The organism is Segetibacter sp. 3557_3 (assembly GCF_004354985.1).
GTDB lineage: Bacteria > Bacteroidota > Bacteroidia > Chitinophagales > Chitinophagaceae > Segetibacter.
The window spans coordinates 19,426-31,801 of sequence record NZ_SMSK01000032.1; the positions used below are offsets into that span (position 1 = coordinate 19,426).

Consider the following 12,376-nt stretch of genomic DNA (forward strand, 5'->3'; position numbering starts at 1 on the left):
TCAACCAATATTCAGAGTCCTGCAAACACTTACAGCTCATCTGGCATAAGACGCTTTGTCACTTAGCAATGGTACGTTTGCAGGCTACAAACACATTCACATGAATGATTTTAAAGATAGAATACAGGAACTATTTGATCGCATTCCCCGCCGCCATACTGCTGATAACGTAAAAGAATTGTACAGTATTCTAGATGAATATGAAGAGATGTTGATACAATTGGAATCGGATGAACGATATGAGAAAAAGGTAGCACCTTTTCTTGAAGCACTGGAACCCATCAGGGCAAGCATTAAAAAGTCGAACGATAACAAAGCATCAAAAAAAACAAAGGATGTATTGTTTGATGAAGGTTCCGGCGCACTAAAGGATACAATACAAGCATCAATGCAGTTATAAGTTTCCGGCGTTGTGAAATCTCTCGCTAACACAAACGCCGAATAATATTGGGCACAATCACCTGCGAAATTTTCTCTCATGCTGCCGGCTCCAGCTGCACATGAGAGAAAAAGAATTCAGAGCCTGATCTCTTGTTAACCCTTATTTACCGGTAAACCCACATTAAATCCGGATTCTACGATTGTAAATCAATCGGGTATAAAACAGCTGTTTGAAGCAAATTTTTATTTTTACCAATCTTTCTTTCTTATCATTTTATTTTCTAATTTTTTCGCTGAAAATGCGTGCACATGATTGAGGTTCGCTTTAAAACAGCCTTGCCTTTCAAACAACCAACAACATGGTATTAGTTTGTAAAAAGGAGGATGTTTAAAGCAAGTTTACTCCTGCTCACCATTGACGGATCAACATTCGACCCGTTGTTACACGAGACATTCCGCACCACGGAAGCTGTACTTGTTTAGCAACAATCCTTAAATCCTTAAAACAATCTCTTTTATGCTGCCTGGTATAATGGACAGTAATTTTTTGCAAACCCTGAGAACACACACCGATCCTGAAGCAGATGAAATTGCCAGCTATTTCATACAAAACAATCAACTTGAAACGCTCAACCGCATCCTGTTTTCATTAACCCATAACGGATCAAAGCCCGAAAAAGCGCCGGAAAACCTCACTCATTTTCTAACCAAAACTGCTGAACTACCCCAATGGATCGACTATAAAAAAATCAGGAAGGCGCAGGAACTCTACTTATTATATGGCCTTGAAATCTCCCTCATACTTTTTTGTAAATCCTTACCCCAAAGTTATTGTTGCCCCAAGGGCGTAAAGGTGCTGCATTCAACTGGCAGGCTTTCAAATGACCCCTCTTTTACCAAGTATTCGAGGAGGATAATGGAAACTTCGCAGTTTGTGATGAATGTACTAACAAAGGGCTCTTTCGACAAGGAGGGCAAAGCGATTATAACCGCGCAGAAGGTACGCCTGCTACACGGTTCCATTCGTTATTACCTGAAAAAACACGGTTGGGACAATACTACGAATGGTGAACCAATCAACCAGGAAGATATGCTGGGAACCCTCATATCGTTTTCCGGGTTGGTGATTGAAGGCCTCGAAAAAATGAAGATCACCTGGACAGATGAAGAAAAAGAAGCCCTGATCCACACGTGGAATGTTGTCGGGTATATACTTGGTGTAGATCCCAACTACCTGCCCGCCAATTACAAAGAAGCGATCAGGCTGGGTCATGCCATTTTCGACGACCAGAAAGGATACTCAAGCGAAGGCCAGGAACTTACCGAAGCGTTAATATCTTTTATCCACTATATCATACCTGGTAATGTATTTGATGGGCTCGCCGAAAGTATGGTCTATTTCTTTTTAGGACCTGAAAACAGTTCCTATGTCGGGCTTAAACCCGATGACAGTTTTTTGCACAAAAAACTGCCGCTGATTTACAAAGTGCTGGGTAAGGCATCAGATACACTCAAAGACAACTCGGCATTAATCAGGGGAGTTGCCCGGCCCTTTTCGAAGTTAATGCTGCAGGGCATCTTGCTCACCTATAACGATCACAAAGAAGCAACAATACTCATTCCGCCATCCCTGCAAAAAAACTGGGAACTCAAAACCGGTTGGAAAGACACGTTTGCTTGCCCTGATGTATTTGGAAGACGATTGGCCATACAAAAGAAAATCAATACCCTAAACTAATGAATGCACGTCATTGGCTCAACTTTGAAGATTATACCACTTTCCAGTTAAGCATTGCACTGATCGGGAGTATACTGTGGGTAGCGGTATATGCCTTTTTGATCAGGGATACACTGAAGAAGAAATTTATTGAAATGCCTTTTTTTATTGCCTGTGGTAATTTCGCGTGGGAGATACTTTATGCCTATTTCTTTGATGATTATATTAATTTGGGCGAGGTATATGTATGGGGATACCGTGCCTGGTTCTTTATGGATATCCTGATTTTTATTTTACTCATAAAACATGGCAAACAGCAGGTAGAAAATCCCTGGTTAAAAAAGAACTTTACCGTTATCAACCTTGCCGTGCTTTCCTTCTTTTTTATATTCTTCTACGCGTGGATTTCGGTAGGGTTTGATAATACCCCGATACATGGGGATGGATCGGTAAAGCTTGGTGCAACATCAGCTTATATGCTCAATTTCGGCATTACGGTTTTATACATTACCCAGTTCTTCCGTATGAAAACAGGTTTCAAATTTTCTAAACCAATAGCCTGGTGCAAAGCAGTGGGTACCGGGCTTTTTACCATTTTGTTTTGGCAGGTCGATCCCGAAAACTACCTTGTAAAAGTACTTGGAACATTGGTTTTGATTGGCGACTCAGTTTATATCGGACTCTTATACAAATACCAACCACGTGAGCAAAAGTTTAATCTTAATCAGCTGAGGGTTACAGAAGCACAGGCAAGTTAAACATACATTGACATGGGATGTACCTGCACGTACAATCATCATTAAATACCCCAGCGAAAAATTTGGATTTTTTCTTTTGGGCCGGTCTGAAGTACTACTATGAAGCCCCGGTTGCGTCGCACTCTTGTACCTCTTGATCAGTACTGAACGGATATGCTGCCGATACGCTACCCCGGTAAACACACCAGGTTGCCACTACAACCCAGCACCCGTAACAGCTGTTGTTGCTAAAGAAAAAGTCACTTCCGCTCACCCCCGCTGTTACAAAAGGTTATTATAAGCCGCGGCTTCGTAATCATATCAACTACTTCATTAATCAATGGGGTCAATACCAAAACCAGGAAAATCATTCCCTTCTGTGAAGACGCTTTCCTTCACTAGAAGCTGGCTCTCCCATCACAGTGCAGCAGCGAGAGCAGCTGAGCTATGCTGAACGCTTATTCAACACTTTCTTTGTTAATTTATCTTGCGGCGATGCCATTTTAGGCAGTACTCGCGCATTATGGAAAGTTGAAAAGCTAACACAATTACCGCTGAGGAACGAAGAAGCAAATCAAAGCAATCTACAAGTTGGTTGAAAAAGCGGTGCAATATCTAAAACCGCTTATCTTCGGCCGGCAGATTGCCTTGGCGTTGCCGGTCGTTATTAAGGGTGCATAATCACTTACAAGCCTTCCCCCTGCTTGTATAGCCCCGATCATACAGAGCAGCCCGGGCGCGCTTTAAGAATTTTTTCCAATATTATGGATGCCCCGGCTGGAGGCGATGATAGATTAACATGGCGGAAGCCACAACTAAAAACCTCATAGTGCAAGAAAGAATTGCGATTAATATAATCGTAATGATTAACACGACGACGTTTTTCAGTTCGGCGCACCTTGCTTTACTTTTTTATTGACCAGTTCAGTTTTGAGGAGATGCTGAAGGATGAAAGGCGTGGTAGCATACCGGGCCCTTTGATCCTTCCGGGCTAGTCCGGATCATATATGTATTGCAGGCAAAGACACGGCAAAGCGGATGGCCAACAAAGGAAAACTTTATCCGGCTTGAGCAATCGCGGTGCTGCTTTTGCCCGCGATCAGGCTTGCACAGGAGCTTTCAAAAATTGCAATTAATTGCATTGGCTGACATATGTGAGACCCGTATCTGAGCAGCAATTAATTTAGTTGATCGAGCCGGGGTAACTGGAAAAGGTGTGCAATCTGTAATCATACGGGTATGCAATATGCAGGCAGCACACGGCCTGATATGCCAGAAGCGCCTGGTTTAAAGTTCGGAGAAAACCGCTCATAAATAAATACAAACCAAAATACCCTAAACTAATGCTAAAGAAATTGCTTGACGGTGCCCTAACAAAACTTACCCGTTATCCCTCATGGGTAGCTTATGAGCCACACCTGATACCACCTCCTGCTTTGATGAGAGAAGAAGGCATTACTGTGCTCGAAGAATGGTTTCGCTGGGCTGAAGAATGGAGTTTTTTATTGAGAATTTATGGGGGCATTACAAAAAGATCTCATGTGCTCGAAATTGGATGCGGCTTAGGCCGCACAGCATTTCCTTTGCGCTTTATTTTATCAGAAGGTGCATACAATGGATTTGAAATATGTAAATACAAAATTGATTTCCTGCAAAAGACTTTTCATAAAGCTCATCCCCGCTTTAATTTTGTATGGGCAAACATTCACAACACTTACTACAATCCCCAAGGCAACATACAAGCAAGCAATTACAAATTTCCTTATGTAGATAATAGTTTTGATGTAGTATATGCTGCTTCTGTATTTACCCACATGCTGCCCGATATTGCTGAAAATTATTTCAAAGAAACGGCCCGTGTTTTAAAACCAAATGGCCGGGCAGTCTTTAGTTTTTTCATTTTAGATTTTTATCAGCCTAAAAAGGAAAGATCTTCAGGTTTTGCCCGTTCCGGGTTTAATTTTGATCACCCTTATGGTTCTTTCGGAAGCGAATTTAGTATTGCCAATCCCGATAACCCGGAAGAAATGACGGCCTATAAAAAAAGCCTGATTCAAAAGTATGCAGCCGCAGCCGGGTTAGCATTAGTGCAGGAGCCAGTTCCGGGGTTTTGGTCGGATAGCTCCGCTACCTGGGTGGGAGCACAGGATATCGTTGTTCTGAAAAAACCATAGTTCGGGCCTGGAGTCCTTTGGTTTAGCCCGCCATTGTTGGTATTCTTTAACAAAGCCGTATTGTCCGCCCGGTCGAAGATGCGGTAAAAAGGCTATCAATGACCGGGTATTGAAACTGCAGTTGACGCGAGGCGATCAGCTGCCGGGGAAGCTGCCAAACGGAGGAAGTATCTGTTCGTCGGAGCGACAAACAGATACTTCCTTAGTCCAATCGCGGCACATGGCCTTTATCTTATCGCTTCTGGTGAAAACACAAGCTATTGCCATCAGGGTCTTTGAACCAGGCGAAGCGGCCCCATGGCGTATCGTCGATTTTACCGACCTCTACATTACGTGACCGCAGGTTATTTACTTCTGATTCAATGTCATCGGTGGCACAGATGATCCCGGGGAAACCCGCAAGCGAAATTGAGGTATCCGTTCCGGGTATGCCCATTTGTATCCAGGTGTCTCCATGTGGATCAGTTGCTTCAATCAACACTTTAAACCCAAGTCCAAGGTAGAATTCCTTCGCTTTCTGCCGGTCTTTAACCGGCTGCATGATGATTTCAATTGCTTGCATGATGAATATTTTTATAGACGCGTTGCTGAGAGCGTCTCGGTTATAGACTTGTAAAAAAAGTAATCATCAACCCGGCACTACAAGGGTCATCCGAAAGAGTACAGATGGTTCTCAAGATTTTTCTTGCAACGATCTTCACTTTTTTCAATTATGCTCTATGTATTTAATTTGTTTTGTTCGAACAACGACCTGTTGCAGATCTAGCCTTTTTTCAGGAAATGAATTATAAGCAGAATGGCTAATTTGAAGACCAGTCCATCGGCGCTATTGATCGTATAGAAAGATATTATTTAAATATTATTATCGAGGTTTAAACTTGCAATAACCACCGAGTAATTTTGTGTTGCCAGATGCGCATCCGGGTAGTGGGTATTGATTATTGAGGTAACGGGTTATTGAGGTATATCCAGCAACTACTTGCAGTTGGAGACATATTGATCTGCGTCCCGCTCGCCTAGATTCGCGGCTTGCCGGTAATCGGAACATGCTTCTGAAAAGTTTTTCAGGTTAAACTTTGAATGTCCCCGGTACAAGTAGGAACGTGCTTTGTAAGAAGCCGGAAAGTACTTATTAGTAGTTTTGATGGCCTCAGAATAGTAGGCTATCGCTTGCTCATAGTTTGCCTGATCGTAGTAGCACGCACCAAGATAGTATAAAGAGTAAGCATCGTTTTTGTTTATATCCACGGCCTTCTTTAGCTCCTGGATCGCATTTTCATAATCATCGCCCATGTAATATGCAATGCCCTTTTTTGAAGCTTCCATTCCACTATTGTCTGTTCTTCCGGTTGGGAGTGTTTCAATTTTTATATTGCCTGTATTATCTATTTCTCCCTGGCGTGTATCGTTAGCGGTAGGTGCCGCTATGTTGAGCGCCAAAGGGGGTGGATGTTTAACTCCCAAATTGAACCGAAGTATCTTAGAGGAGTCAACTCGTAAACGAATAGCTGTATCGACAAATATCGTTTTGTTTGTAAAACGGAATGTCAGGTCGGGAATTTGGCTTGCACTCGGCACTTCAGACTTAAAACGACCAAAGCTGTTTGTCATGGCCGTTTTTTCCAGTTCCAAAATTCTTACAACTATGCTGTCTGTTTCCCGGCCGTTTACAAATACAAGTCCCTCTATTGAATTAATAGTCTGTTCACTGGCGCCAACAGAACCAGTTGTAACCTGGTTGCGCGAAGAATAATGGTAGATTAAAGCTATCGTGAGAATTATTCCAGCTACAATTAAGAGGTTGTACTTACCCACCGGTTTTAGCCATTTTGGCTTTGTTCCAATGATCTGCTGAAGTCTCGTGATCAATCTTCCGATATCATTTTTAAAGTCGGGATCGGGTCTGAGTTGGATAGCGTTAAGATAAAGAATTGGCTGGATAGACTTCGGTACTAAGGCAAAATCCGGCATTTTAACATCGTTGATCAGAACGGGTATTATTGTCAACTGGTATTGTAAAGCAGTCTCGATTTCCAGGCGTACAATATCATCAGGGTCTTCCAACCGGCGCTTACCATCAGTTCCCTTTACCATTGCCCAATCCCTTGACATCATTATCAACATCACCCTGCAATGCTTAATTGAATCGATGATGTGGGTTTTGAAGTTGTCCCCCGGAGCAATGCTGTCTACATCCTTAAATATTGTGGCACCCGGAAACGCGTTAACCAGGTGATCATACATCCTCCCGGTGATATCCATTGAGTCGGACCGCCGATAAGAAATGAATATCTTACTGTTCATAGATTGTGGGGTAAAGCTTTCAGATTTCGTTCAAATTATAGCCATTTTGCCTGCAGTGATCCCGGCAAATCCTGATTGGACGATTCAGGTGTTGACTTTCAATAACATGCTGTTCAGGTTTATAATGGTACTTACCCGTTGGGAAATAGGCCGCAAAAGCATGAATCGGGCAAGACCCGGCGTTTTAAATGTTATTGGCAGTGCCAAAAGCAGGCACCTCGCTTTTGTTCAGAAAGATCTGTTTACCCCTTGCTCTTCCTGTTGCAACCATCTCGTCTGCGCCTTGCGACGAACCGCCAATTCTTAGTACCGCATCGCAATGGTCGATAAGGCGAATGGCTACGGGGTGAAATATCCTGTTGAAGACCTCATCACCCGTATGTTTGGAGCCTGCAGCTTCGATCAGGGGCAAGGCAAACCATTCACCCAATACCGGCAGGTGTCCCATTTCATAGAGTTCGAGTGCGGTGTCGGTCATTGCTTTTACGTTTGCTTCAATCAGGTGCGGATCGTCGTTTGTGCCCGAGCGGTACGGACCTGCTACAAGAATCATCAGTGATTTTTGAAGTTGCATTGATTTGATTTGTTGAAGGGGTAAGATAGGGTTGTTGGACCCATTATGCAAGTGCGGAAGATGGTTGTGGTCCGTCGTTTAGCTAAGCCATTCAAATGGCAGCCCGACCGGCCCAATCAATTTGGGGCAGTGCATGACAGTTCACAATAAGAATATACTTGATGGCCGCAAAACAAGCTTAACAAATCGACACAACTTTACATGCAGTTTTGCATTTTTAATTGTGCATCTTTTAATTTAGTTTCAATCCACCCATACTGTTGTAATCTCCAGCCGGTTGTTATCGGGGTCGAGGGTTTCTACTTCGTAATAGCCATCGCCGGTTCTTCGCGGTCCGCTGAGGATCGGAAAACCCGCAGCACAAAGCTGCTCTGCCTTCTCCTCCACTGCTGCTTTTGAAGGCACCTCAAAGGCTAAGTGGATAATGCCGGTATGTTGTGCTCCTACCCTATCATTTAAGTTTTCGGGGATACCAGTGCGGGTCATGAGTTCGAGCCGTGCACCCGATCCAAAGGAGATGAAGTAGCTGCTAAACTGTTTTTGTTCGTTCGTGTATTTGGTGTTTGCTTGTCCACCGAAATGACGCACATAGAAATCTTTTAGCCGTTCAAGGTTGGCCGTCCATATGGCCACGTGTTCCAGTTTCATTTGCTTTACATTTAGCCGTTTAAGTTTATACCACACTTTGTTATAGTATGTGAAGCGGTGTGCGCTGGCAGGCAGGTGTGAAGTTCAGGGTTCAGCACGCACATTGGAACGGAGACAACTTACCACCGGATCCGTTAGCCAAAAGTCAAACCACGGGTTAGCAGGTCATCGTAAACGCAGCGCTCTGTATTTGGTCAGTATTGAAAAAAACAAAGATAGCAAGCTGCCGGTGACACCTAACCCACCGCGATAAAGGTTGCAGAACAAAACAGCTCCGGACTGCCATACAACTTAGGGTCTAAGCATTCACCGACAATCTTGTTTAAAGTTAGATGATGCAGCCTTTTGCGCATTTGTTCCTGGTTACGAAGAAGGCACGCTTTGCATTAGCTCGTCACCCGCCTGCTATCCCAAAAAGTGTTGTACTTTCCCCTTTTACCGAACTAAGCTTTTCCCTTGTTAATGCTTACAAGATCACCCCAATAATTCCGGAAAAGCCCCATGGCTTACCTCGTCCTTGGCCTTATTGTTATCGTTTACCTTTTTAACGGGATCCAGTACTTACGATCACAATCCCTGACCTCTGATGAAGGCACTTTTTACGACTATGCCAAACGTTACCTGCGTGGTAATCCTTCCCGTATCTACCCGCGAAGCGACAATAGTAAAATGCCCGTTGTGGTGCTGAATACCATACCCAGGGTGATTGAACAGGCACTACATCCGGGGCTTAAAAAAAATGATTGGGGACTTAGTGATATCATGGGTGGCCGGTATGTTACACTTTTTATTTCAGTCCTTACCATTTTGCTGGTGTTTACCTGGGCAAAGCAATTGTATGGCTTTGGCGCCGGACTGTTCGCGGCTTTCCTCATGAGCTGGTGTCCGAATAACCTTGCCAATGCGGCGCTCGTAACTACCGATAGCTATTCGGTACTTTTCCTCCTGGCTACCATGTATTCTTTATGGCGTTTCTGCTTAAACCCTGCATTCAGCAACATCCTAATCCTTTCAATAATGATTGGCTTGTCCCAGTTGGTTAAGCAGTCCCTGTTTCACCTTTATGTACTTATTCCGTTATGCCTGCTGCTGTTCTATTTCGTATCGAAGCCTGGGATAAACTTAAAGCGATTGATCATATATTCGAGTTTGTTTATCATCGTAAACTGGTTTATCATCAATGCGGGGTATTACTTCTATCAAGCAAACCTGCCACTCGCTGAGTACCGCTTTATGAGCCGGCTTTTTCAATCCATACAACTGGGTTTGCCATCATGGCTGGTTGTACCTGTTCCAAAACCTTTTCTCGACGGCCTGGATATGGCAAAATATTACGACCAGGTAGGTGGTGGTTTTGATGGGATAAGCTCTTTTGGCAGCGTAACCATTCTTGGTGAAAAATCAACCGGCGGAAGCTTCTGGTACTACTATTTTGCTTCCCTCCTGTTTAAAACCCCGATTACCTATCTCCTGCTTTTGTTAACTGCCCTGATCGTGTTGATCCGTCAGCGCACTGGTGTCGCCTTTATGAAAAAGGAATTTTTCCTGTTGATGCCTGTTTTTTATTTCCTGTTTCTTTTTAGTTTCCTGTACAATACCCAATGTGGATTACGGCACCTGGTATTTATCTTCCCTTTGCTGTTTATCCTAAGTGCATTAGTAGTAACCATTACAAAGACTACTGTGGGCAAAGTCGCCGTGGTGTCCTCAGGCATCTACCTGGTGATAAGTGTATTGCTTTATTGGCGGAACTATTATCCCTATACCAATGAATTGATTTCGCAGAAGCAAAATGCCTATGCGTATGTCGGTGCTGCAAACCTCGAATTTAAACAGGCAAAATACTTCTTTAATGACTACCTGGAAAAGCACCCTGGGGTGAAGCCTGCCCCATTAAAACCCCGGCAAGGCACCTTCCTGGTTACTTCAGACGACTACCTGGACGTTTGGAACCGTAATGATTACAATTGGATCCAACGCTATAAACCATTTGGACATGTTGCATTTAACGGGCTGCTGATAAAAGTAAGTGCGCATGATCTTGAAGCGCCCAGGTAGTTGCGGATGGAGAGCATTAGCAACACGGATGAGTGGATTAAACGGATTGTGATAGCTTGTAATTAAAAGTGCTCATCCCCGATGGTACGCTTTTCTCAGCAGAAAGCTCCTGTGTCAATCTTTACTAACAATCAACTAAAACCAGCATATTCATCACATCCCTGTCATCCGTGTTCCATACCTGATCTTTTCTTTCAATGAAATGAAACCAAATCATCCCTTAAATCCGTGCAATCCGTGTCCCTTACGGGACCTTTCTTGTCTAACCTGGTTTACTATCACCCCTACATCACTGCCATTCGGGTTCAACACCTCATCTTCTTCTCAACCAAATAAAAACAAAATCATCCCTTAGCTCCGTGCAATCCGTGTCCCTTACCGGACCTTTCTTATCTAACCTGGTTTACTATTACCCCTACATCACTGCCATTCGGGTTCAGTCCTCATCTTCTTTTTTCAACCAAATAAAAACAAAATCATCCCTTATATCCGTGTAATCCGTGTCCCTTACCGGACCTTTCTTGTCTAACCTGGTTTACTCTTACCCCTACATCACTGCCATTCGGGTTCAGCACCTCATCTTCTTCTTTCAACCAAATAAAAACAACATCATCCCTCAGATCCGTTCAATCCGTGTTCCTTACCTATGGCCGACACTTTCAAGCAGCAAATGAAAACCAGGACCGTAGCGGTATTTGCGCCTTTACCCTTACTTTGTTGCTCTGTTAAGTACAAAATGAATGATTGAAGGGAAAAAGGTTGTTGTTTGTTTACCAGCCTACAACGCCGCCAGAACGCTGGAGAAGACGTACCACGAAATCTCAAAGGATCTTGTTGATGCCGTTATACTCGTGGATGATGGAAGCATAGATGAAACGGTATCGATTGCAAATGCGTTAGCTATCCAATATGTTATCGTTCATACGTCCAATAAAGGCTACGGCGCCAACCAAAAAACCTGCTATGCAAAAGCGCTCGGCATCGGTGCCGACATCATCATCATGCTGCACCCGGATTATCAATACAATCCAAAGCTTATCCCATCTATGGCTTACCTGATTGCAAATGATGTTTACCCTGTTGTATTGGGATCGCGGATATTGGGTAACGGGGCAATGCACAATGGCATGCCGGTATACAAATACTTTGCTAACCGGGTGCTTACGTTTATACAAAATATCCTTTTACGGCAAAAGCTATCTGAATACCACACGGGCTACCGGGCCTACAGCAGAGCGGTGCTGATGAGCATCAACCTGAACGCAAATTCTGACGACTTCATTTTTGACAACCAATTGCTGGCGCAGGTTTTCTTTAAAGGGTTTGAGATCGGTGAAATCTCCTGCCCTGCCCGATATTTTGCTGAAGCATCGTCGATCAATTTCAAACGAAGCGTGCGCTACGGACTCGGGGTGATTTATACCTCCGTTCAATACCGGCTGGCGAAGTGGGCGATCATTAAACCTGCGATCTTTAAATAGTGCGGGAATTGATTCCAGCGTCATCAACCTGCTAATGCTTTGGAGCACTTAGTTTGTCGCCGAGATAAACAGTCTGCGAGCACATCAAAAATCTAAGGAGGATTAATCGGGCCTTTCCACACACTTCAATTTTGATCTCTGTTCCATGTATAATGGAGGCAATCGGTGAATAGTGTACTCACCGTACAAGGTCTCATGTATGAGATGCGGGAGACTTGTAAATAAAAAAGGGTCCTGTAAAAGTGTAAATTGAGTTAAGGAATAATCAATCACTTTAAAAACAGAGACCCTATGACACAAGT

Annotated in this window: 10 protein-coding genes; 6 read left to right on the forward strand and 4 right to left on the reverse strand. The window is 43.6% G+C overall.

Going from position 1 to position 12,376, the window contains the following annotated elements:
• Positions 1 to 100 precede the first annotated feature (100 nt).
• The 4 genes from EXU57_RS24670 to EXU57_RS24685 all read left to right on the forward strand — a co-directional run bounded on the left by EXU57_RS24670 (position 101) and on the right by EXU57_RS24685 (position 5,009).
• A complete protein-coding gene (locus EXU57_RS24670) occupies positions 101 to 400 on the forward strand; it encodes a hypothetical protein (protein ID WP_133270942.1) in 300 nt (99 codons plus the stop codon).
• A gap of 498 nt (positions 401 to 898) precedes the next feature.
• Entirely contained in the window at positions 899 to 2,119 is a 1,221-nt protein-coding gene (locus tag EXU57_RS24675; RefSeq protein WP_133270943.1) for an oxygenase MpaB family protein, read from the forward strand.
• A complete protein-coding gene (locus tag EXU57_RS24680) occupies positions 2,119 to 2,856 on the forward strand; it encodes a hypothetical protein (RefSeq protein ID WP_133270944.1) in 738 nt (245 codons plus the stop codon). The genes EXU57_RS24675 and EXU57_RS24680 overlap by 1 nt, the downstream gene beginning before the upstream one ends.
• A 1,418-nt stretch (positions 2,857 to 4,274) precedes the next feature.
• A complete protein-coding gene (locus tag EXU57_RS24685; protein ID WP_243745710.1) occupies positions 4,275 to 5,009 on the forward strand; it encodes a class I SAM-dependent methyltransferase in 735 nt (244 codons plus the stop codon).
• Between the two features lie 232 nt (positions 5,010 to 5,241).
• Here EXU57_RS24685 and EXU57_RS24690 read toward each other — a convergent pair whose 3' ends face one another.
• The 4 genes from EXU57_RS24690 to EXU57_RS24705 all read right to left on the reverse strand — a co-directional run bounded on the left by EXU57_RS24690 (position 5,242) and on the right by EXU57_RS24705 (position 8,535).
• On the reverse strand, positions 5,242 to 5,571 hold the full coding sequence (locus EXU57_RS24690; RefSeq protein WP_133270946.1) for a VOC family protein: 330 nt from the start codon (positions 5,569 to 5,571) through the stop codon (positions 5,242 to 5,244).
• A 413-nt stretch (positions 5,572 to 5,984) separates the two neighbouring features.
• Positions 5,985 to 7,313 carry a toll/interleukin-1 receptor domain-containing protein gene (locus tag EXU57_RS24695; protein ID WP_133270947.1) on the reverse strand — a complete coding sequence of 443 codons (1,329 nt, stop codon included), beginning with the start codon at positions 7,311 to 7,313 and terminating at the stop codon, positions 5,985 to 5,987.
• 184 nt (positions 7,314 to 7,497) lie between these two features.
• Positions 7,498 to 7,887 carry a DUF4406 domain-containing protein gene (locus EXU57_RS24700; protein ID WP_133270948.1) on the reverse strand — a complete coding sequence of 130 codons (390 nt, stop codon included), beginning with the start codon at positions 7,885 to 7,887 and terminating at the stop codon, positions 7,498 to 7,500.
• 243 nt (positions 7,888 to 8,130) lie between these two features.
• A complete protein-coding gene (locus tag EXU57_RS24705) occupies positions 8,131 to 8,535 on the reverse strand; it encodes a VOC family protein (protein ID WP_133270949.1) in 405 nt (134 codons plus the stop codon).
• Between the two features lie 501 nt (positions 8,536 to 9,036).
• On the opposite strand from EXU57_RS24705, the gene EXU57_RS24710 reads away from it, so the two are divergent.
• On the forward strand, positions 9,037 to 10,593 hold the full coding sequence (locus EXU57_RS24710) for an ArnT family glycosyltransferase (RefSeq protein WP_133270950.1): 1,557 nt from the start codon (positions 9,037 to 9,039) through the stop codon (positions 10,591 to 10,593).
• Between the two features lie 740 nt (positions 10,594 to 11,333).
• Positions 11,334 to 12,074 (forward strand): glycosyltransferase family 2 protein, encoded by a 741-nt coding sequence (locus EXU57_RS24715; RefSeq protein WP_133270951.1) that lies wholly within the window; start codon positions 11,334 to 11,336, stop codon positions 12,072 to 12,074.
• The last annotated feature ends 302 nt before the right edge of the window (positions 12,075 to 12,376 follow it).

Coding starts and splice junctions, on each gene's coding strand:
- EXU57_RS24675 (WP_133270943.1), top strand. CDS start 899: ATGCTGCCTGGTATAATGGACAGTAATTTTTTGCAAACCCTGAGAACA.
- EXU57_RS24680 (WP_133270944.1), top strand. CDS start 2,119: ATGAATGCACGTCATTGGCTCAACTTTGAAGATTATACCACTTTCCAG.
- EXU57_RS24715 (WP_133270951.1), top strand. CDS start 11,334: ATGATTGAAGGGAAAAAGGTTGTTGTTTGTTTACCAGCCTACAACGCC.
- EXU57_RS24690 (WP_133270946.1), bottom strand. CDS start 5,571: ATGCAAGCAATTGAAATCATCATGCAGCCGGTTAAAGACCGGCAGAAA.
- EXU57_RS24700 (WP_133270948.1), bottom strand. CDS start 7,887: ATGCAACTTCAAAAATCACTGATGATTCTTGTAGCAGGTCCGTACCGC.
- EXU57_RS24705 (WP_133270949.1), bottom strand. CDS start 8,535: ATGAAACTGGAACACGTGGCCATATGGACGGCCAACCTTGAACGGCTA.
- EXU57_RS24670 (WP_133270942.1), top strand. CDS start 101: ATGAATGATTTTAAAGATAGAATACAGGAACTATTTGATCGCATTCCC.
- EXU57_RS24710 (WP_133270950.1), top strand. CDS start 9,037: ATGGCTTACCTCGTCCTTGGCCTTATTGTTATCGTTTACCTTTTTAAC.
- EXU57_RS24695 (WP_133270947.1), bottom strand. CDS start 7,313: ATGAACAGTAAGATATTCATTTCTTATCGGCGGTCCGACTCAATGGAT.
- EXU57_RS24685 (WP_243745710.1), top strand. CDS start 4,275: ATGAGAGAAGAAGGCATTACTGTGCTCGAAGAATGGTTTCGCTGGGCT.